16 protein-coding genes are annotated in these 20,483 nt (G+C 64.0%); 7 read left to right on the top strand and 9 right to left on the bottom strand.

All coding sequences use genetic code 11. The annotated features are described in order from the left end of the window. Nucleotides 1–57 precede the first annotated feature (57 nt). Genes IVA91_RS02775 through IVA91_RS02755 form a run of 5 tightly spaced genes read right to left on the bottom strand, consistent with a single transcriptional unit; the run spans nt 58 to nt 4,653 of the window. Entirely contained in the window at nt 58–942 is an 885-nt protein-coding gene (locus IVA91_RS02775; RefSeq protein WP_247278163.1) for an intradiol ring-cleavage dioxygenase, read from the bottom strand. Nucleotides 943–957: 15 nt separating this feature from the next. Then, a complete protein-coding gene (locus IVA91_RS02770) occupies nt 958–1,860 on the bottom strand; it encodes an NAD(P)-dependent oxidoreductase (protein WP_247278162.1) in 903 nt (300 codons plus the stop codon). 21 nt (nt 1,861–1,881) lie between these two features. Next, on the bottom strand, nt 1,882–3,249 hold the full coding sequence (locus IVA91_RS02765; RefSeq protein ID WP_247415345.1) for an amidohydrolase family protein: 1,368 nt from the start codon (nt 3,247–3,249) through the stop codon (nt 1,882–1,884). 4 nt (nt 3,250–3,253) lie between these two features. Beyond that, complete coding sequence (locus IVA91_RS02760; RefSeq protein WP_247278160.1) at nt 3,254–4,333, bottom strand: maleylacetate reductase; 1,080 nt, start codon at nt 4,331–4,333, stop codon at nt 3,254–3,256. Further along, nucleotides 4,330–4,653, bottom strand: coding sequence for a Dabb family protein (locus IVA91_RS02755; RefSeq protein ID WP_247278159.1), 324 nt, complete (start codon nt 4,651–4,653; stop codon nt 4,330–4,332). Before IVA91_RS02755 ends, IVA91_RS02760 begins: the two co-directional genes overlap by 4 nt. Before the next feature lie 107 nt (nt 4,654–4,760). On the opposite strand from IVA91_RS02755, the gene IVA91_RS02750 reads away from it, so the two are divergent. From IVA91_RS02750 to IVA91_RS02730, 5 genes are all read left to right on the top strand, one after another. Next, nucleotides 4,761–5,684, top strand: coding sequence for a LysR family transcriptional regulator (locus IVA91_RS02750; protein WP_247278158.1), 924 nt, complete (start codon nt 4,761–4,763; stop codon nt 5,682–5,684). 13 nt (nt 5,685–5,697) lie between these two features. Further along, nucleotides 5,698–7,143, top strand: a complete 1,446-nt coding sequence (gene xylB, locus IVA91_RS02745; RefSeq protein ID WP_247278157.1) for a xylulokinase — start codon at nt 5,698–5,700, stop codon at nt 7,141–7,143. A gap of 130 nt (nt 7,144–7,273) precedes the next feature. Further along, nucleotides 7,274–8,797 carry a sugar ABC transporter ATP-binding protein gene (locus tag IVA91_RS02740; protein ID WP_247278156.1) on the top strand — a complete coding sequence of 508 codons (1,524 nt, stop codon included), beginning with the start codon at nt 7,274–7,276 and terminating at the stop codon, nt 8,795–8,797. Continuing rightward, nucleotides 8,790–9,824, top strand: a complete 1,035-nt coding sequence (locus tag IVA91_RS02735; protein ID WP_247278155.1) for a ribose ABC transporter permease — start codon at nt 8,790–8,792, stop codon at nt 9,822–9,824. Before IVA91_RS02740 ends, IVA91_RS02735 begins: the two co-directional genes overlap by 8 nt. A 122-nt stretch (nt 9,825–9,946) precedes the next feature. Beyond that, nucleotides 9,947–10,894 (top strand): ABC transporter substrate-binding protein, encoded by a 948-nt coding sequence (locus IVA91_RS02730; RefSeq protein WP_247278154.1) that lies wholly within the window; start codon nt 9,947–9,949, stop codon nt 10,892–10,894. Between the two features lie 76 nt (nt 10,895–10,970). On the opposite strand, the gene IVA91_RS02725 is transcribed toward IVA91_RS02730, so the two are convergent. After that, entirely contained in the window at nt 10,971–12,506 is a 1,536-nt protein-coding gene (locus tag IVA91_RS02725; RefSeq protein WP_247278153.1) for a hypothetical protein, read from the bottom strand. A 30-nt stretch (nt 12,507–12,536) separates the two neighbouring features. Next, nucleotides 12,537–13,712, bottom strand: coding sequence for a glycosyltransferase family 4 protein (locus IVA91_RS02720; RefSeq protein WP_247278152.1), 1,176 nt, complete (start codon nt 13,710–13,712; stop codon nt 12,537–12,539). A gap of 284 nt (nt 13,713–13,996) precedes the next feature. Between IVA91_RS02720 and IVA91_RS02715 the strand changes: the two genes are divergently transcribed. Next, nucleotides 13,997–16,093 carry a GumC family protein gene (locus tag IVA91_RS02715; RefSeq protein ID WP_247278151.1) on the top strand — a complete coding sequence of 699 codons (2,097 nt, stop codon included), beginning with the start codon at nt 13,997–13,999 and terminating at the stop codon, nt 16,091–16,093. A gap of 44 nt (nt 16,094–16,137) precedes the next feature. On the opposite strand, the gene IVA91_RS02710 is transcribed toward IVA91_RS02715, so the two are convergent. After that, complete coding sequence (locus IVA91_RS02710; RefSeq protein WP_247278150.1) at nt 16,138–17,484, bottom strand: polysaccharide biosynthesis C-terminal domain-containing protein; 1,347 nt, start codon at nt 17,482–17,484, stop codon at nt 16,138–16,140. 462 nt (nt 17,485–17,946) lie between these two features. Between IVA91_RS02710 and IVA91_RS02705 the strand changes: the two genes are divergently transcribed. Continuing rightward, a complete protein-coding gene (locus IVA91_RS02705; RefSeq protein WP_247415339.1) occupies nt 17,947–19,170 on the top strand; it encodes an NAD(P)/FAD-dependent oxidoreductase in 1,224 nt (407 codons plus the stop codon). 29 nt (nt 19,171–19,199) lie between these two features. Here IVA91_RS02705 and IVA91_RS02700 read toward each other — a convergent pair whose 3' ends face one another. Then, on the bottom strand, nt 19,200–20,336 hold the full coding sequence (locus IVA91_RS02700) for a GNAT family N-acetyltransferase (protein WP_346015463.1): 1,137 nt from the start codon (nt 20,334–20,336) through the stop codon (nt 19,200–19,202). Nucleotides 20,337–20,483: the final 147 nt, after the last annotated feature.

Genomic DNA, 20,483 nt, shown 5'->3' with positions numbered 1-20,483 from the left:
TCAGCTCTCCGTCCGCCCCCTGTTGCCGGACTCTTGTTGGTCCGCTGCCGCTTCAGCTTAAGCGGCCTTTGCGTTGCTCGCGACCTGCTTCAGGCCGAAATCGTAATTGAGGTGAAAATACTCGCGCTGCACCATGCGACCATCCGGCGCACGGCCGGCGGGATGCCGGACGAATTCGCGGATCAGGCTGTCCTTGACGCCGAACACCACATCACTGTCGAGATACTGGTCGCCCGCGACGAATACGTGCGTCACGAGCTGCTCGAAACCCGGCGCTGAGATCATGAAATGCACATGGGCGGGGCGCCAGGGGTGGCGGCCCTGGGCTTCCAGCATCTCGCCGACCGGGCCGTCATGCGGGATCGGATAGGCCGCCGGCTTGATCGACCAAAAATGGAAGCGGCCATTGGCATCGGTGTGAAAGCGCGCGCGCATCGCGAGATCGCCGATGGCGTCGAGCTGCTGCACGTCGTAATAACCGTCGTCGTCGGAATGCCAGACGTCGACCACGGCGCCCGCAAGCGGCTTTCCGTCGACGCTCGAGACCGAGCCGGTGACCAGCATCGGATCGCCTTCCATCGGACCCGAGATATCGGCGCCACTATCCTTCTCCGGCGCAGCCTGGACGAAAAACGGGCCGAGCACCGTGGTCTCGGTCGCGCCTTCGGGCACCGGGTGATTGATGGCATCGACCAGCATGGAGACGCCGAGCGTGTCCGATAGCAGAATGAATTCCTGGCGCTTGTCGTCGCACATGTGCCCGGTGCGGGTCAGGAAGTCGATGCCGTATTCCCATTCCTTCTGGGTCGGCCGCACCTCGCGGACGAAGGCATGAAGATGACGGACCAGCGCTTCGCTGATTTGCTTGATGCGCGGATCAGTCGCGCGCGCGATCCGCTCCAGCACCGCGTCTGTGATCGTGTTCTCGTTGAAGTTACGCATGTGTGCCTCCGTTGATCACAGCTTCGGCTCGCCGAGGCCGGCCAGCCGTTCGAGATGCTTGACGGTCGCAATGAAGTCGGCCTCGCCCTCGCCCTGCGCGACCAGCGAACCATAGGTCTCGCGCACTTGCGCCGCTAGCTGTAGCGGAACGCCGACGGCGTGGCCGGCGCCGAGGATGAGGTCGAGGTCCTTGGCCATCTGCTTGCAGGAGAAAGTGGACTCGAAATCGCGGTTGCGCAGCGGCGCTGTCTTGTACTTCACCATCGGCGAAGCCACGGCACTGTCGTCGAGCACCTTCAAGATGTCCTGCCAGGCAATGCCGCCCTTGCGTGCCAGCGCCAGGCTCTCCGCCATCATCGCGGCCGAAACCGCGATCATCAGATTGACCGAGAGTTTTGCATAGCGCGCTTCCTCGGCGGGCCCGAGATAGGTCTGGGCACGGGTGAAGGCGGCGAACAGCGGCTTTGCGCTTTCGAAGGCGTCCTTTGGACCCGAGACGAAGCAGGTCAGTGCGCCGGTGTGGACGATGCTGGCATTGCCGGAGACCGGCGAGCGAAGATAGGCAATGCCGTGCGCCTGCGCGGCGGCTGCAATCTCAGTAGAGGCCTCCACACTCACAGTGCTGGTCTCGATGAGAACAGCTCCGGGCGTCATCGCGGCCATGAGGCCGGCAGGATCGAGCAGCGCGCCGCGCAAGGCGGCGTCGTCGGGCAGGGACGTGACCACTGCCGTCTTGCCGCTCACGGCCTCGGCCGACGTAGCGGCAATCGCAATGCCTTGCGCGCGTGCCTCGGTGATTCGCGCCGCGCTCTGATCGAACGCGCTGACCGCGTAACCGGCCTTGGTGACGAGCACCGACATCGGCAGGCCCATCTTGCCGATCCCGATGAAAGCGACATTCCTTGAAGCGTCAGTCATTGTTCTTGTCCACTGGCGCCTTCAGGCGGCGCGTCCCTGTTGTTCGATGTCCTGCACCAGCCGCCGGCCGGATTGCGCCAGCAGCTCTTTTTTGCTCTCTAGCCCTTCGATCAGTAGCCGGCCATTTCGCTTCTTCCAGGCGCCGCCGATCATGACCGCCTCGATGTTGACGAGGCTCGTCTGCATCACGACGGTTGCGACCGCATCGTGCACCGGGAAGAGGTTGAGATCGGAGGCGTTGATGATGACGAGGTCGGCGAGCTTTCCCGGCGCCAGCGAACCGATCTGGTTCTCGCGGCCGAGCATGCGGGCGCCTTCCGTGGTGATCCAGCGCAGCGCCTCGCGCACGGGGATCGTGGTCGTCGCCGGGATGGTGCCGCTGGCCTTGCGCGTCTCCGCATTGTCAAGCGCCCGCTGCATCGAGAGCGCGACGCGAGCGGCGGAGAAGAGATCGCCGGCCAGCACGGATTCGAGATCAATGCCGATCGTCGGCCGCACGCCGCGCTTCAGCAACCGTCCGGTAACCGGAAAGCCGTGACCCTGGATCATCTCGTTCTCCGGCGTTACCGAGAACGACACGCCAAGATCGACCATCCGGTCCAGGAGATCGTCGGGCAAATCGTTGCCATGGACGACGTTGATGCCGGCGCCGACGAGGCCGGCCTCGATCAGCTTCTCCCAGCCACCGGGCGTTTTGGCGGGACCGCCGCCCTGATGCATGGAGGCGATCAGCTTGAGCTCCCGCGCCAAGCGGAAGTCGTGCATGGCAACGTCGAGCGTTGAGTAATGCGGGCCGAGAATGGCGAGCCCGAGCGTGACGAGCCCGTCGCGGTCGGCGAGGGGACCTGCCAACAGCCGCTCGACTTCGCGGCGCGGATGCGCGATCTCAGAGAAATGCGGCTCGCCGGGCTTCGGCTCAGGCTTTGGCGAGCCATGGAAGAAGGCCGCGCGAATGCCACTCTCGATCAGGCCGCTGACCGCGGCGTCGGTATGGTCAGGCGTCGGATTGTTGTGGCACCAGTCGACGAGTGTCGTCGTGCCGCAATTGATCTGGTTCAGCGCGCCAACCAAGGTGGCGATGTAGATGTCGTCCGGCCGGAATACGGTGGCGAGCCCGGCATGCATGCGGCGGAAATATTCGAGCAGCGTCCAGTTCGCTGCATAACCGCGGAGCGCCGTCTGCCAAGTGTGCATATGCGCGTTGATCAGACCGGGAATGATGATCCGCCCGGTGCCGTCAATGATCTCTGCCTCGCCGCTGCCGATATCGATCGACGGACGCACGCTGGCGATGCGGCTGCCCTCGACCAGCACGTCGCCGGTATTGAGATCGCCGATCGCGTCATCCATGCTGATGACGATGGCGGATTGGATCAGCGTGCGCCGCATCGCGTCACGTCACCGCTTTGATGGCGGCCGGCCGCTCGCCGGCCCAGGCGCGCGCGATCAGGTCGCGGATGGCGGCCCGTTCGAGGGGCCGCGGATTCCAGTAGGGATTGGTGACAGCGAGATCGGCCGCCTTGCCGATGCCGCTCTCGGGCATGCCGATGTCGCGCAGCGCGAGCTTTGCACCCAGTCGCTTCGCAAGGTCGTACAGCCCCTGCGACGCATCGGCCGCGCCGATCGCGCGCGAGATGCGCGCCATCGCATCCGGCACCGCCGGTGCGTTGTAGGCCAGCGCATGCGGCAGCACGATCGTGTGCGTTTCGGCATGCGGCAGATCGAAGGTGCCGCCGAGCGTGTGGCAAAGTTTGTGATGCAGCGCCATGCCGACGGTGCCGAGGCAGACGCCGCACAGCCAGGCGCCATAGAGCGCTTCGGTCCGGGCCTCGCGGTCGTCGCTCCTCGCGGCGATGGCGGGGAGGGCGCGGGCCAGCGCGCGGATGCCTTCTTCCGCCATCAGCGATGTCACGGGATTGGCGTCGCGCGCATAGAGCGCTTCCGCCGCATGTGCGATCGCATTGATGCCTGAGGTCGCAGCCAGGCTCGCCGGCAGCGTCAGGGTCAGCTCGACGTCGTAGATCACCGTCTCCGGCAGCACGGCGGCGTCACGGACCGTGGTCTTCAGGCCGTTCTCGGTCTGGCCGACGATCGGCGTCATCTCCGAGCCGGCATAGGTGGTGGGAATGCAGAGCTGGTTGACGCCGGTGCGCAAGGCCAGCGCCTTGCCAAGGCCGGTGGTTGATCCGCCGCCGAGCGAGACGACGCAGTCGGCCTCGCACGCCTTCATCGCCGCCAGTGCCCGCTCGGTGACCTCGACTGGCGTGTGCATAGTGGCGCCGGAAAACAGGCCGGCATAGACTGATCCGAGCGCTGCACCGAGACTCTTGCTTTGCGCCTCCTGCTGCGGCGTCGTCAGCACCAGTGCGCGCTTGCCGCCGAGCCGTTCGACCTCGGCTTTGGCTGAAGCAAGCGTTCCGCTGCCAAACACGACGCGGCAGGGCAGGTTTTCAAAGGTGAACGACCCGATCATGCGCCGGTCTCTTTAATGGGATAATCGACCTGGAAGCGCCCGATCCGCAAGTCGCCCAGCGCCTCGCGGACGCGCAAATGTTCGGGGTGGCTGGCATAGGCGGCAAGCGCAGCCTGGTCGGTGAATTCGGAGAACAGAACGACGTCGCAGGCGTAGTCGACATCGCTGACGTCGAGACCGACCTCGATGTGAGTGAGGCCGTCGATCCGGCCGCGCAGGCCCTCGAACAGGGACTTGACCTTGATCCGGGCGGCGGAGCGCTCCGCAGGCGTCTCCCCGCGCAGCCGCCACATCACGATGTGCCTGATCGGGCCCGACATTTCCTGATTTCCTCGCCTGCGATTGTGCTTTGTTGGCGCCATTTTGCCTTGCAGGAATCGGAAATAAAGGTCAAAATTTGTAAGTCTCTTTTCCTCTTTCTGCAAAAATGGACCGGCTGCTCCAACTCGAGGTCTTCTCCAAAACCGCTGAACTCGGCAGTCTTTCCAAAGCTGCCGAAAACCTGCGGATGTCGAACGCGGCCGCGAGCCGTCATCTCAGTGCGCTGGAGGAGCGGCTTGCGGTCCGGCTGATCGAGCGCAACACGCGCCGGCAATGGCTGACCGAAGCGGGGCAGGAACTCTTGCAGCGTTGCAGCACGCTGTTGAACGAGCTCGCCGAGGCCGAGGACGCGGTCTCGGACCGCGCGCTGTCGCCGAAGGGCATGCTGCGCGTGACGAGCTCGCTGTCCTTCGCGATGATCTACCTCGCTCCGATGCTGCCTGCCTTCCGCGCGCTCTATCCCAATCTCAGCGTGCAGATCATCAGCGCAAACCGCTACCCCGACTTCATCGAAGCCGGCATTGACGTCGCGATACGCACGCGGGAGCATGAGCCGGATTCCAACATCATCGTCCGCCGCATCGGCCAGATGCATCGTGTGCTCGCGGCCGCTCCATCCTACCTGGAGAAGCAGGGCCGGCCCGAGCATCCAACCGATCTCACCCGTCACAACATGCTGATCTACAATCTCGCCAATGATCCCTATTCGCTCCGGTTGAGCCAGGGCAGCACGACGCAGACGGTCCGAATCGCGCCGACGCTCGACAGCAATGACGGCCAGATCATCTGTGGCGCAGCGCGTGCGGGACTCGGAATCCTGATCCAGCCGCTTTACATCGTGCAGGGCGATATCGCGGCCGGCCGGCTGGTGCCCGTCTTGACGGGCTGGGAGCTGCCACTGCTCACCATGAACATCGCCTATCAAAACCGCGTCAGGCTGCCGGCCAAGATCCGGGTGTTTTCCGACTTCCTCGTCAGCTACATCCGCGAGCATTCGGAGCCGGGAATCTGGATCGACGCGGCGAAGTGAGCGGGACGCATTCATGTATCTCGGCATCGATCTCGGCACCTCGGCGGTCAAGACGGTTCTCGTCGACGCTGCGCAGCACGTGATTGCAAGCGAGAGCCGGCCGCTCGCGACCGTCTCGCCGCAATCCGGCTATTACGAGCAAGATCCCGCGCAGTGGATCGATGCGACCTTTGCCACGCTGGATGCTCTGAAGGCATCGCATGCCGACGCGCTGGCGGCGGTCGAAGGCATTGGGCTGTCCGGCCAGATGCATGGTGCCACGCTGCTCGATGCGAGCTTGAGGCCCTTGCGGCCCTGCATCCTCTGGAACGACGGGCGCTCGGGCGCTCAGTGCCGTATCCTGGAGCAGCGCTGGCCCGCCTTGCGTGCGACGACGGGCAACAAGGCGATGCCGGGATTCACCGCGCCGAAGCTGCTCTGGGTCGCGGCGCACGAGCCTGACATCTTTGCGGCGACCAGGCTCGTTCTGCTTCCGAAGGCCTATTTGCGCCTGGTGCTGAGCGGCGAGGCCATCGAAGACGTTTCGGATGCGTCGGGATCGCTGTGGCTCGACGCCGCGCGCCGGGACTGGTCGGACGCAGCACTGTCAGCGACCGGCCTGACGCGCGATCACATGCCACGCCTGGTCGAGGGATGCGCGCCCGCAACGCGCCTGCGCGGCGAGCTCGCGCGGCGCTGGGGCATGAGCCGGCAGCCGGTGATCGCGGGCGGAGCCGGCGACAATCCGGCCGGCGCCGTCGGCATCGGCGCGATCCGGCCGGGAAGCGCGTTCATATCGCTGGGAACCTCCGGTGCTCTCATGGCTCCGACCAGCAGCATCGCCGCCAATCCGGACCGCGCGGTGCATACATTCTGCCACGCCATTCCCGGCATGTGGATTCAGGCCGGCGCGATCCTCTCGGCCGCCTCTTGCCTCGCCTGGACCGCGCGCCTGTTCGGCGTCAGCGAGGCAGAGTTGCTGGCGCCGCTCGGAGTGCGCCCCCAGGCGCCATCGCCGGTGAGCTTCCTGCCTTATCTCGCAGGCGAGCGGACGCCGCACGACGATCCCGCCGTGCGCGGCATGCTGGATGGTCTGAGCCACGGCACCGAGCGCGGGACGATCGTGCAGGCGGTGCTCGAAGGCGTTGCCTTCGCGCTTGCCGATTGTCGCGACGCGCTCGCGGATGCCGGCATTGCGATTGCGGAAGCCGATGCCATTGGCGGTGGTTCACGGTCCCGGTTCTGGCTCTCGGTGCTGGCAAACGTGCTGAATGTTCCGCTCCATCGCTTTGCCGGAGGTGAGACCGGCGCCGCGTTCGGTGCGGCGAGATTGGGGCGACTTGCTGTCACCGGTGAGGCAATCGCCGCCGTCTGCACGCGGCCAGAGCGCATCGAGACGTTCGAGCCCGACGCTGAACTGGTCGCTGCTTATGCAGAGCGGCCTCCCGCATGGCGCGAACTGTATCGGCCGCGCCACTAGCATCGCTTCGATGTTGCATTCACGTCTGTTCGGTATTGCCCTGTGCTGCGACGTTTTGTTTAATGCGCGAACCGCGCTGACAAACCGATAGACACGCGGGTGGGAAACGCATTGTGCGCCGGGAGGCACGATGAACGATCCGATCCTCGAGATGCGCGGGGTCTCGAAATCCTTCTTTGGCATCAAGGCGCTGCGGGCCGTCGATCTCACCGTCTATGCCGGCGAAATTCACGCCCTGATGGGAGAGAACGGCGCCGGAAAGTCGACGCTGATGAAGATCCTGTCCGGCGCCTACAGGCCCGATCCCGGCGGCGAGATCCGCATCGAGGGCAGCCCGGTGCGGATCGAAGGCCCGCTCGGCGGCCGCGCGGCGGGCATCTCGATCATCTATCAGGAGCTGTCGCTCGCTCCCAATCTCAGTGTTGCCGAGAATATCTATTTGGGACGGGAGCTATCGCGATCAGGATTGCTGGCGCGCGGCGCCATGCGCGAGGGCGTCGGCCCGATCCTGAAACGACTGGGCGCGGACTTCCTGCCCTCGACGCTGGTGGCGCATCTCTCCATGGGCCAGCGGCAACTGGTCGAGGTCGCGCGTGCGCTGCATGCCAGATCGAAGATCCTGATCATGGACGAGCCGACCACCGCGTTGTCAGCCGGCGAGAGCGCGCGGCTGTTCGCGCTGATCCGCCAGCTTCGCGCCGAGGGGCTTGCCATCATCTACATCTCGCATCGCATGGACGAGGTTTACGCACTCGGCGATCGCGTCACCGTGCTCCGCGACGGCCGGCTGGTCGGCTCGCTCGACAAGCCTGAGATCCGCGCCGACACCATCGTCCGGTTGATGGTCGGGCGTGACGTCTCCTCGTTCTACAAGAAGGATCACGATCCGGAGGCGGGGCGGGGACATCCGGTACTCCGAGCGATCGACATGGCGGACGGTCAGCGCGTCAAGGGATGCTCGCTGACCGTGCACGCAGGTGAGGTCGTCGGGCTCGCGGGCCTGATCGGCGCCGGTCGCACCGAGCTCGCGCATCTCATCGTCGGCGCGGCACGCAAGTCCTCCGGCCGTATCGAGCTGGAGGGACATCCGATCGAGATCCGCACGCCGGGCGAGGCCCTTGAGGCTGGCATCGCCTATCTTACGGAAGACAGGAAGGCGCTCGGCCTGTTTCTCGACATGTCATGCCTGGACAACATCAATCTCGCCGTGCTCGCGCGCGATGCGAAGCTCGGCTGGTTTCTGGATCGCGACAAGGCGCGCGAGCGCGCCGAGCGGGCCTTCGCGGGGCTCAGCATCCGTGCCGCCAATGTCGCCGTCCCCGCCGGCGGCCTGTCCGGCGGTAACCAACAGAAGGTGCTGCTGTCGCGGCTTCTCGCTATTGCGCCGAAGGTTCTGATCCTCGACGAGCCGACGCGTGGCGTCGACGTCGGTGCCAAGTCCGAGATCTATTCGATCGTCGACAATCTGGCCAAGGCCGGCACCGCGATCCTCGTCATCTCATCCGATTTGCCCGAGATCATCGGCATCTGCGACCGCGTCATCGTGATGCGCGCCGGACACATCGCCGGTGAGATCAGGCGCGAAGCTGCGGCTCCCCTCAATCAGGAAGACATCATGGCGCTCGCGACAGGGACGGAGCAACTCGATGCATGACAGCTCGCCGAAAGCGGAAGCGGCTGCCGCTGCCGGTCTTGCGGCTGCGCAGGAGACGAAGCGTCAGCGCATAAGGATGCTGATCAGCGCGCTCGGCATGCTGCCAGTCCTGCTGATTCTCTGCATCGGCTTCCACCTGTTGTCCGAGGGCCGCTTCTTCACCGGACAGAATCTCGGCATCGTATTGCAGCAGGCCGCAGTGAATACCGTGCTCGCTGCGGGAATGACTTTTGTCATCCTCACGGGCGGCATCGACCTGTCGGTCGGCTCGATCCTGGCGGCCTCCGCGATGGCCGGATTGACGCTCTCCAAGCTGCCGCTTGGCATGCTGTGGCTGCCAGCCGCGCTGCTCACGGGCCTTGGCTTTGGCGTCGTCAATGGCGTGTTGATTGCGCTGCTTCGCCTGCCGCCTTTCATCGTCACGCTCGGCTCTCTCACCGCCGTACGCGGCCTGGCCCGATTACTCGGGGCCGACACCACCGTCTTCAATCCGTCCATTCCTTATGCCTTCATCGGCAACGGCTCGCTGACGCTCGTCCCCGGCGTCGCCTCGATCCCCTGGCTCTCGGTGATCGCCTTGCTCGTCATCCTCGCCTCGTGGCTGGTGCTGCGACGGACCGTGCTCGGCGTGCACATCTATGCGGTAGGCGGCAATGAAAGCGCGGCGCGGCTTGCCGGCATCAAGGTCTGGGCCGTGCTGATCTTCGTCTACGGCGTCTCCGGCCTTTTCGCCGGGCTCGGGGGCGCCATGCAGGCGGCGCGGCTCTATGCGGCCAATGGCCTCCAACTCGGCCAGTCTTACGAGCTCGACGCAATTACCGCCGTGATCCTTGGCGGCACCTCATTCGTCGGCGGCATCGGCTCGATCTGGGGTACGTTGGTCGGCGCGCTGATCATCGCCGTGCTGTCGAACGGCCTCATCCTCATCGGTGTCTCCGACATCTGGCAATATGTGATCAAGGGCCTGGTGATCATCGGCGCCGTGGCGCTGGACCGCTACCGGCTGCAGGGCTCTGCCAGAACGTGAAGGCTCCGCGAGAACTTGATGGGTTTGGCGCGCACCTGGAGTGCGCCATGGCTTGATGAGAGATTCCGTTGCGGCAACTGGTCTGCCGTGCCGGAGATGAAGACAGACCAGGGAGGAAGCCAATGTTGAAGACGATCACGCTCGCCGGCGCCGCGGTGACGCTTGCCCTAAGCACCGCGCCATCCTTTGCCAAGGAGCTCAAGTCGATCGGCGTCTCGCTGGGATCGATGGGCAACCCGTTCTTCGTCGCGCTGTCGAAGGGCGCCGAGTTCGAGGCGAAGAAGACCAATCCCAACGTGAAGATCACGACCGTCGGCTTCGAATACGACCTCGGCAAGCAGGTCACTCAGATCGACAATTTCATCGCCGCCGGCGTCGACCTGATTCTGTTGAACCCCGGTGATCCCAAGGCGATCGGGCCGGCGATCAAGAAGGCGCAGGCCGCTGGCATCGTCGTCGTCGCGGTCGACACTGCGGCCGAAGGCGCCGACGCCACCGTGACCACGAACAACGTGCAGGCCGGCGAGATCTCCTGCCAGTACATCGTCGACAAACTGAAGGGCAAGGGCGACGTCATCATCGAGAACGGGCCGCAGGTCTCCGCGGTGATCGACCGTGTCGTCGGCTGCAAGAACGTGTTCGCGAAGAACCCGGGTATCAAGGTGTTGTCCAGCGACCAGGACGGCAAAGGCTCGCGAGAGGGCGGGCTCACCGTCGCGCAGGGTTATCTGACCCGCTTCCCCAAGATCGACGCCATCTTCGCCATCAATGATCCGCAGGCGATCGGCACCGACCTTGCAGCGCGCCAGCAAAACCGCAGCGGGATTGTCATCACGGCGGTCGACGGCGCACCTGATATCGAGGCCGCGCTGAAAGATCCGCAGTCGCCGCAGATCCAGGCGTCGGCTTCGCAGGATCCGTTCTTCATGGCGCGTCGGGCCGTGCAGGTTGGTGTCGGCATTCTCAATGGCCAGAAGCCGGCCTCGACCGTCGAGCTGTTGCCTTCGAAGCTCGTGACCAGGGACAATGTTGCCGAGTACAAGGGCTGGACGTCGGATCGTTCTCAGTAGAACGCCGCCCCTAGCCGGTGCGCTCGACACACGAGATGACGGGCGGCGTCTTGAGCGATGCCGTCTGCTAAGCGATTCAGTAAGCGGTGTGTGGATTGGCTCGCGGAGACAAGACGGCCGATGGAGATCTGCTCGTGAAGGCGCGGGTCTTCGGTTGAACGCGCGATCCGTCGATCACCTCGAGCCGGCCGCAGCGGTTCAGGGTGTGCAACTTCCGTCCGGGCCATGCCGGTCCGGGCTTGAGGGAATGGCGGACGATCTGCCCGAATGTCGTCGGCGACAATTCGACGATTTCCGCTAGTGCGAGCGCTGCACCGTAACCGTCCGTACAATTCTGGACGGGCCGCCACAATTTATCATCGATAGTGACGAAATTCCCCGCCGGTCGTGTGCTCGCACGATCGATCAGGACCGGATTGCTAGCATGGGGCAACCACGGACCCGAGAGGCGATCGGCGTAATAGATCGCCAGCGCATCCGAATAGCCGCCCGCGCCGTCGCGCCAGGCTCCAAACAGATAGTGCAGGCCGTTGTGCTGCGTGATCGTGACATCGGCGAGTTCGAGGCCGGAAAGCAGCGTCGCGTGACGCTCCCATTTGTCCGGAAAACGAACGCATTTGTACAGCGCGACGTCGCCGTGAACCGAGCTCTCCGGGATCATCCACAGCGCACCATCGTTCTCGATCAGGAACGGATAGGAGAGGTGCCAGGGCTCCTCCAGCACCGGTACGACTTCGCCGACCGGACCTGCGTCGTTGAACTCGATCGCGGAAATGATCCCCTTTCCAATCCGGTGATCGAGATCTTCGAAGAAGACGAATGTCCGTCCCTGCCATATGATGGGAAACGGATCGGCGTAGAAGCGATGGCCGGGATCGCAGAGGACATTCCAGCCTGGTCCGGACAGATTTCCGGTCTGCCAGACGCCTGCACCGTCATTGAAGCGCCATCCGATTTGCCAATGCGGGGCATAGCAGCAGAGCCGATAGATCTCCTTGGCGATCGACACGGCGAGGCCGCGCGCAACGTATGCCGCCGGCTGCCGGCCGGTGCCGTCTCCGGCGGGGCGCGCCAGCTGCGGCACGATGCGCGGCCGTCCCGACAGGATTGCCGCCACCATGGTCAGGGTTCGCGCCATGACGGTTTCGAGTGCGCCACTCAAGCCGGCCGCAATCTCTCCGGAGGGGTGACCGCGATCGAGCACTGCACCGTCGAGCTCGTTGACGATCTCGATCACCGGCAGGTCGCCGGCCAGAATGGCGGCGAGGGCGGCGTTTTCGCCGGCGACACCGTTGAAGAGAGGGCGCAGATACAGCCGGGCGGAACAATCGGGATCGCGCGCGGCGCCCGTAAAATCGACGATCACGTCGGCCGTCCCGGTGCGAGCCTGCATCCGTTCCGGGATGATCTTCAGCTTGCCGGCGCCGCTGTGCCGGCCTCTGTGCAACACCATGCGTTCGAGTTCGAACAGCGCGTCGAGGCCTGTGGGCCGTGCCTCCGTCGTTGCGGTCCAGGCGATTTGAAGCGGGACATCTCGGCCGTCGATCGACAGCGCGTCGCGGTCCATCCACCGCCGCGCATGCTCTCGTTCACAGCGAAACTCGATGATCATGTCGAGCCAATCTGTTCCCACACATTCCGGTCAGATGACCTGGCCGAGAATCCGAACGTATTCCTCCACCATGGCATCTACCGAATAGCGCAGCCGCAGGCCTTTGGCGTTTTGTCGCAGTTCCTCGCTCAGTTGCTGGTCCGTCAGCAGCCTGGAGACGGCCGTCGACAGCTTCGCATGATCGGAGGCATCGACGAACAGCGCGGTAGGTTTTCCCTCGAAGGACAACACCTCACGTAACACGGGAAGATCGGTGACGACGGAGGGGACACCGGCGTTTGCGGCTTCGACCGCAGCCAGGCCGAAGGTTTCGGCCTGTGTCGGGAACACGAACACGTCCAGACAGGCGAGAAAATCCGCCATCTGACGCGGGGCGATTTCGCCGAGCAGATGCAGCCGGTCCGATACGTTCAATTCATCCGCCAACTGTCTCAGCCGGGCCTCGTCGGCTCCCTGTCCGGCCAGTGCAAGGTGCCAGGATGGTCGATCCGGCAACAGGCGTATCGCCGCATCAAGCCGCTTGTGCGGGTGCAGCCTCGCCGCGCAGCCAAGTAAGATGCGATCCGGCGGCAGACTGAATTTTTGTCGCGCAGCTTCCTTCGGCAGGGTAAGGGCCTTGTCGTCAAAGCCGTGCGGGACATGCACCATGCGTGACCGATAGGCCGCGGGGTAGCGCGAATATTCGCGCTGCATGTCCTTCGAATTGAGCGTGATGCGGTCGAAGAAGCCGAGACTGCCCATCACGACGTCGGCAGCGCGGACGGGCCAGCTCATCGAGAGCGCGGAAGAAACCTGATTGGCGATGACAGGCGCGCGGCAGACGAGGCGCGACACGCCGGCGCCGATCACGTTGCCAAAATGCTGAAAGGTCAGAACGGCGTCGGGTCGGCTGGTCCGGATATGGCGGCCGAGCGTCCACAGCATCCGCAGCAGGGCCAGGGGATTGCCCGGCCGGCTCGAGGCGCAATAGAACGTATTGGGCGGCTCGTCGAACGAATCCGACTGGCGGAAGAAGAACAGATTGGTGACTCGGTAGCCACGGGCGGTAAGGCCCGCACCGAGCAGCCTGGAGATCTCCTGCGCGCCGGCGTTTTCGGCCTGAGTCTGTACGAGAAGGACATGAAGCTTCGGCCCGCTGCCGTCGGACGGCATGAGTGCTGTCGCAGTCGTCTCGCCCAACTCCTTGTTTGGCTGGTAATGGAGCACGGATCCCGACCCGCTGAAGAAACGAAATTTTCACCCTTCTTGATCCCGTACCTACCATGCGAGCATCGCGCGGACACCGGCTAGCAACAAACGGAGTTAATGCGCTGCCTGCCGGAACGGCATCGTTTGCCAGAGAATTCTGGTGGTTTGCAAACGAAGTGAGCGACCGCGTTAACCAATTGGTGATGGTCGCGCGAGGGGCAGGTAACCGCGGATTAACCATAGATATTTACGGTGGAGCAGGCCACTGAACAGTGTTCGCCAGTTGAATCCGAGTAGAGTCCATGACGTTCGGTCGCCGCGCAGACCCGACAAGTTCCGGATCGACCGGCGTTGCCGCGTCTTGGAGCCAAAATTCGTCGGGCGTCGATGAGGCCGCCGGAGCCGCTGCACGCTTTGGCGGTATGTTCACTGCCGCCGGTGTGCTCGCCTTCCTTCGCGAAAACGCTCGGCGGATATTGACGCTCGCTCTTGCGATCTTCGCGCTTGGCGCCGTCGTTCTCCTGATGATTCCGGTGCGGTTCGCAGCGACCGCACTGGTCGTCGTCGATCCCCGCGAGCAACGCGTGACCACGGAGCAGGACGTTCTGCCGGGCATAGGGCAAGATAGCGCCGCGCTGCAAAGCCTGGTCGAAGTGGCGAAGTCCGACGGCTTTCTCGAGCCGCTGATCGAGCAGCTCAAGATTCGCGATGACGAAGACATTTCCGGCGGCTACACGGCCCCCGCGCGCCTGCTCGAGCGTTTCCGCAACCGTCTCGACATTTCCCGTCGCGGGCTGACCTATGTCATCGCCATCCGCTTCACCTCGAATCGGGCGGAGCGGGCTGCCTATTATGCCAACGCCATTGCCGAGGCGTTCGTCGCCAGACAGAGCCGCATCCGCACCGAGGCGACCGACGAGGCTGCCGACTGGCTCGGTGGCCGGCTCAAGACGTTGAGCGACCGGCTGAAGGCGTCGGAGGACGCCGTCGCCACATTCAAGCTCGAGCACCGTATCGTCAACGCCGGCAAGGACGCAACGACCCAGCAATTGCGGGTGACCGAGCTGTCGCAGCAGGTCGCCGCTGCCCGCGCGCGGACCGAGGAGGCCAAAGCCCGTTACGAGCAGGCGCAGCGTGACGCGAAGGCGAATGTCGAGGGTCCCGTCAAGCAGGACCTCCTGAGCGCGTTGCGCGCCCAGCGGTCGGCCCTCAATGATCAGATTGCGCAGAAGCGGGCGGTGCTCGGCGATCGCCATCCCGATCTCGTGATGTCGTACAGCCAGCTAAACGATTTGAACAGACAGATCGAGGTCGAGCGGACGAAAGGCATCGATACCGCGAAGTCGGAATATGAGGCTCAGCGCGATCAGCAGAAGGCTCTGGAAAGCCAGATGAAGGCGGCTGAATCGCAGCTCCTGGTCGACGGTCAGGCTCTGGTCCGGCTCCAGGAGCTACAGCGCGACGCCGAGGCCAACAGAAACATCTACGAGCAATTCCTCTCGCGGTCCAAGACGACGAATGAACAGCGCCTGTTGCAGAGTTCTCAGACCAAGGTCGCCTCGCCCGCCATTCCGCCGCTTCGCTCGACCCTTCCGCCGCTGTCTTTGCTGCTCGCCGCGCTGGCGATCGGATCGCTGCTGACATCGACGGCGGTCGTCGCGGCAACGGGACGCAGATCGAACAAACCCGTTCCGGACGTTCGCGCCCCCGATCCGGCTCCGCGCCAGCCCGGCGCGTGGTCGCGTCCGCCGGTGTGGGCCCGCGTTCCCGAACTCTTGCCCAGCGATGTCCCAAGAAACATCTGGCAAGGTCCGGTGTCCGCGACGAGTGAGCTCGATCTCGGTCCTCATCTGCGTCCGCTCATTGACAGGCTGGAGCAATTGCCTGGAAGCCGGGGTAGGGTTGCTCTCGTGATGTCGGTAGGGAAGCGGGCCGGCGGCAACACCGTCGCGCGCTCGCTCAATCGGTGGGCGCTGAACAGGGGAAAGCTGAGCGTCCTGATCCGGGTCGAGCCGGATCTCGGTGGTGCCGGGGCCAGCCTCGCCAAGGCGCCGGTGGATGGCGCAACCACCGCTGACGTTCGCAGCATCGATGCGCTTTTGAACGTCGGCAACGGACCTGAATCGTCGCCCGCGGACGATATTCGTTCGGAGTTCGATCTGATCGTGATCCATGCCACCTCTCTGGCCTTGCAGCCGGAGGCGGCGGCGCTGGCCGCTCACGCTGATCTCGTCATTCTGGTCGTCCGCGAAGACGCAATCGATTCAGCCGCAATGCGCAGGGTCACGGCCGCGCTCTCTCGCTTTGGCGGCGTGCCGACCGGGATCGTCGTCAATCGTGTGCCAGCAGACCCGTCGTCGGCTCAACGTCGGGGTGCAGCGCTCGGCCTGGCTGGTTGATCGTCGTCCGGCGTGTGCGCTGCCTGTCGCGATCGAACCGAAGCCTAATCGCCCGCGTCAGCGCCGCGGACTGCGTACGTGCCGCGTTTCGATCCGCCGAGGCGCAAGAGCACGAGAATTGAAGGATCGACCCCCGTTCGCCGGCGACAGAGGACGTTGAGCGCGATGGTCGCTAGCGCCAACGACACCGTGGCCGAGATCGCCGCGCCAAGCACGCCAAGCCAGGGAATCAGCACGAGAAATCCGACCACCCGCAACGCCACGTTCGCCGCAACGACGGGGACATAGATGCGCTCATGGCCGGTGAGCTGCAAGATCGCCGCGGATGGACCGCCCGCTGCCTGAAACGCCGTTCCGATCGCGAGCACGATAAGGACCCAGTGCTGCGCGGCGAAGTGAGGTCCGAACAGGTTGAGAAGATGGGGGCCGCCGATCCAGATCAGGAACAGCCCGCTGACCACACAAAGCGCGGTCACCTCCGCCATCAGCTGCAACGTCCGCTCGAATTCCTGATGGTTCTTGCTGAAGTACAGCGAGGGAAGCCGGCGCGCGCCGAAACTGTATAGCGCCGCCGACAGCATGGCGAAGATGTTGGCAAGGCGCGAGGCGGCGAAATAGATGCCGGCTGTCGCCGGATCCAGCATCCAGTACACCAGAATGACGTCGAAATACTGATTGGCGGCTTCCAGGACGGATGCGATCCAGAAATGAAGCGCGCTCGATCTCCAGCGAGACGGCTCGGACCGTGCCGCCGTACCGCGAAGATCCGGCAGAGCTCGCACAATCGAAACGACCTGCGCGACCAGGCCAACCGACATCGCGATCGTCATCACGGCGAACAATTCGGCGGGGTCGAGCCGCCGATGGTCGAACATGATTGCGAGCAGAAACAAGACGACACCGACCCGCCAGAAGAACTCTCTGTTTCCCTCGCCCATGAGGATGCTGACCAACGAGCGCGCAACCTGGCTGCCGAGCATCACCCCCGCATTAACGGCGGTGTAGGCGGACACGGCGAGGATCAGCAGCCACCAGTCGCCCTTCAAGCTCGCCGCAATCGACATTGCGGCGACCACAATCAGCATCGCGAGGGAGGAAATCTTCAGGCTGGACAGCAGCACTCCCTTGGTGAGATCGGGTCGATTTCCGACCTGATATTCGTTCAGAAAGCGCACCAGGAGCGATTCCTGGCCGACCAGGCCCACGACCGATGCGACCTGGGCAACCGAAAGCCAGGTCGCAAAGATACCGAAACCGTCGGGCGACATCGTTCGTGCCGCGAGCGAGAATACCGCAAACGCAAGCGCGCCGCTTCCAACCTTGAGGAGGATGGTCCCGACGACACCGCGCGTCACGTCGCGCCGCATGAGTTGGATGATGGATTCGATCATGGACGTTAAGGGGCAACTCTCCCCTGAAGAGATACGTGCCGATACCGGCGCCAGCCTAGCATGCCGAAAAACCGCGAGTGTTAATGAGCGGCTTCCAGGAGTTCGCCATACACGACGTCGCGGCCAAGTCGGTTGCTTCACTGTGGTACATCGCCGTCTCCATTGTCTCCAGATAGTGCAAGGCCCGGCTCGACCGGGGGGGCGGCAAAGGGCCAGATCGACCGCCGAGGACAGCACGGTCAGCCGTTCGAATGCGGAATGGCTCGCCGGAATGGCCGCGGATCTATCAAGGCGTGAACTCTGCAGAGCCTCCTGAGCAAGGTCCGTGCCGGGACATCGCAGGTCCAGATCTTCCTCCCGTCATTAACCTCGATCGCCGGAAATCATCGCGTTTGGCCCAGCGATGCGACATCAGGCGAGAAAGTTGCAAATGAAGCCACGTTAACCGTGAGAGCCCGGACCATGACGACCGATACAACCGTGACTGAGCCGATCGCCGCTGCGGCAAGCGCGTCGATCGCGACGGACATCGCGATCGTCGGCGGTGGCCTTGCGGGGTCGCTGGCGGCAGCCGTTCTTGCGCGGGCAGGGCATCGCGTTGCCCTGGTCGACAAGCGTGCGGTCTATCCGAACGAATTCCGGGTCGAAAAGATCGGCGGGCGACAGCTGGAGGCGTTCCGCAGGCTGGGCTTCATCCGTGGTCTCGAGAGCGCCGCCTGTCCATACGACCGCGTGCTCAATATCCGGGAAGGCAAGGTGGTCGATGTCAGCGTCGGCCAGGCTTACGGGCTTGCCTATGCCGATCTCGTCGCGATGGCGCGCAGCCAGTTACCTGATCCATCCAGCCTGATCGTCGACGAGGTCACTGCGATCAGCTGTAGCGACGAGCTCCAGCATCTCGAGCTCGCTTCCGGGCGGCGCGTCACTGCGCGCCTCATCGTTCTGGCCACGGGCATGGCAGGAGTTCTCGGCCACAAGCTCGGCATCAGGCGGCGCGTGCTGGCTGCGGGCCATTCGGTCTCGTTCGGCTTTACGATCGCCCGACGCGATGGCGCGCCGTTCGATTTCAACGCGCTGACCTGTTACGGCGAGCGCACAGGGGACGGCGTCGACTACCTCAGCCTGTTTCCCGTGCGCGCGGGTATGAGGGCGAATCTCTTCATGTTCCGCGACCCGGCCGATCCGATCATGCGCGATCTACGTCGCGAAACGGAAGCGACCGTTCTGCGCCTGCTGCCGGGATTGCAGACCTATCTCGGCGACTTCCGCGTGATTGACCGGATACAGAACTGGGTGATGGACCTCTCGGTCGTCGAGGGCCACCTTCAGCCCGGTGTCGTGCTCATTGGTGATGCGTTCCAGACCAACTGTCCCGCCGCCGGAACCGGCGTCGCGCGCCTGCTGGTGGACGTCGAGCGTCTTTGTACCGAATATGTGCCGCGGTGGCTGATGACTCCCGGCATGAACAGGGACAAGATCTCGGAATTCTATTCCGATCGCGACAAGGTCGCGGCAGACCAGCAGTCACTGAAGATGGCACGATTCCGCCAAGCCTTGACCTCGCGCGACGATATCGGCTGGGATGTGCGGCGGCGGCTGCACTTCCTGCGCCGCAGTATCACCCATCGGGTCGATCAAATGCGGCCAGGCTGGCTCGCGCATGTCCGCAGCGCGCTTCGCGCCTGAGCGCCCCGGCCGTTGGCGTCCCGCGCTCGTCAGCGTGTCGGGGTCGAGGTGCGAGTCGGCAGAAGCCTGAACTCCGACATCCGCTTGGCGGCCAGTTTGAGCCAAGGAGCCTGCTTCAGCGCGAACAACGCGACGGCGCCTGCGGTGCTGCCGGCCTTTGTGACCGCCCACATCGGCGATGGCTGCCCGCCGAACAGTTTTTTGTACGGCTCGTCACCTATGGTGAAGTCGAGCATCTGGTCCCCGCGCTCGATGCAATCCCTGGCCACCTGCTCGAACATCAGCGCGCCCAGCGACTGGCTCTTGTAGCCCGCAATGTCGAAGGCGCTCATGATGACGTGGAAGGTGTCGCGGTGGCACAATCCGAGCACGGCGGCGATCACCTCGCCGTCCATCTTCATGGCATAGAGCCGCACAAAGGAGCCGAGGCCGCGGAGGGCCACCTCGGAATAGAAGTCGAAATACTCAGGGCGCTGGAGCAGATCTCCGTCGCCTTGTGACTGAAACCGCGGCCCGCGAAATTTCTTCATGACCTCCAGCGCGTCGAGCATGGAGGCGCTATCGTTGCAGCACGAGAAGCTCAAGGCGCCCTTCTTCTGGAGCTGTCGATATTTCTTCGCGAGTTCCTTCTGATAGGAGCGATCCATCGCGCTGGCCCGCCATTGCTCGAACGGCGCGATGAGAACGGTCGCGTAGGCATTGGTGTCCATCGAGACGCGGCGGGGTGCAGCCAGGAGGTTCTCGATCGGAAGCCGTCCGTCGGGAAGCTTGGTCATGCGGAGCAGGTCGAAAGGGCGGAGGAGGCTCCGAAGCTCCGCGCATGCGCTCTCGTCCGCGAGCAGTTGAGAAAATGCTCCCGGGCTGCAAACCGGCGCCAGATAGTCGGAGACGCGGAGGTCGGCGAATTCGACGGTCCGTATCGGACCACGCCGGATCCGCAGCAGAGGCAGCACCATCGCAAGGGCGCGCGTCGTGCGATGGCGGACCACGACGATGAGACGCGTTGCCCCTGCATGAGATGCCAGCCTAGCATAGAGGCTGTGTAGCCACTGTGGATGCTGGAACGCGGTGGCGGCGGAGTTGTCAAACAACTCTGCGTATTCCGGACACAGAAAATCGAACGCCTGCTCGATGGCGATATCGAACGTGCTGCTGGATCTGTTCATGCGCAACCAAGAAAACCAGACAATTCGTGAAAATTCGATCGAGCTCGATCCGCGCTTTATAGCAGGGTCGTTACGGGCGAGACACCAGCGGGGTACGATTTGCATTAATGCGCCGCGCCGGGTCTCTTATCGTTATTAAATCCTTAA

It is taken from the genome of Bradyrhizobium sp. 153, assembly GCF_023073835.1.
Classification (GTDB): Bacteria; Pseudomonadota; Alphaproteobacteria; order Rhizobiales; family Xanthobacteraceae; genus Bradyrhizobium.
The sequence above is the reverse complement of the archived record's forward strand: the minus strand, read 5'-3'. Positions and strand labels throughout refer to the sequence as shown.

Coding starts and splice junctions, on each gene's coding strand:
- IVA91_RS02730 (WP_247278154.1), top strand. CDS start 9,947: ATGTTGAAGACGATCACGCTCGCCGGCGCCGCGGTGACGCTTGCCCTA.
- IVA91_RS02770 (WP_247278162.1), bottom strand. CDS start 1,860: ATGACTGACGCTTCAAGGAATGTCGCTTTCATCGGGATCGGCAAGATG.
- xylB (WP_247278157.1), top strand. CDS start 5,698: ATGTATCTCGGCATCGATCTCGGCACCTCGGCGGTCAAGACGGTTCTC.
- IVA91_RS02705 (WP_247415339.1), top strand. CDS start 17,947: ATGACGACCGATACAACCGTGACTGAGCCGATCGCCGCTGCGGCAAGC.
- IVA91_RS02725 (WP_247278153.1), bottom strand. CDS start 12,506: ATGATCATCGAGTTTCGCTGTGAACGAGAGCATGCGCGGCGGTGGATG.
- IVA91_RS02760 (WP_247278160.1), bottom strand. CDS start 4,333: ATGATCGGGTCGTTCACCTTTGAAAACCTGCCCTGCCGCGTCGTGTTT.
- IVA91_RS02765 (WP_247415345.1), bottom strand. CDS start 3,249: ATGCGGCGCACGCTGATCCAATCCGCCATCGTCATCAGCATGGATGAC.
- IVA91_RS02710 (WP_247278150.1), bottom strand. CDS start 17,484: ATGATCGAATCCATCATCCAACTCATGCGGCGCGACGTGACGCGCGGT.
- IVA91_RS02775 (WP_247278163.1), bottom strand. CDS start 942: ATGCGTAACTTCAACGAGAACACGATCACAGACGCGGTGCTGGAGCGG.
- IVA91_RS02735 (WP_247278155.1), top strand. CDS start 8,790: ATGCATGACAGCTCGCCGAAAGCGGAAGCGGCTGCCGCTGCCGGTCTT.
- IVA91_RS02715 (WP_247278151.1), top strand. CDS start 13,997: ATGACGTTCGGTCGCCGCGCAGACCCGACAAGTTCCGGATCGACCGGC.
- IVA91_RS02700 (WP_346015463.1), bottom strand. CDS start 20,336: ATGAACAGATCCAGCAGCACGTTCGATATCGCCATCGAGCAGGCGTTC.
- IVA91_RS02740 (WP_247278156.1), top strand. CDS start 7,274: ATGAACGATCCGATCCTCGAGATGCGCGGGGTCTCGAAATCCTTCTTT.
- IVA91_RS02755 (WP_247278159.1), bottom strand. CDS start 4,653: ATGTCGGGCCCGATCAGGCACATCGTGATGTGGCGGCTGCGCGGGGAG.
- IVA91_RS02750 (WP_247278158.1), top strand. CDS start 4,761: ATGGACCGGCTGCTCCAACTCGAGGTCTTCTCCAAAACCGCTGAACTC.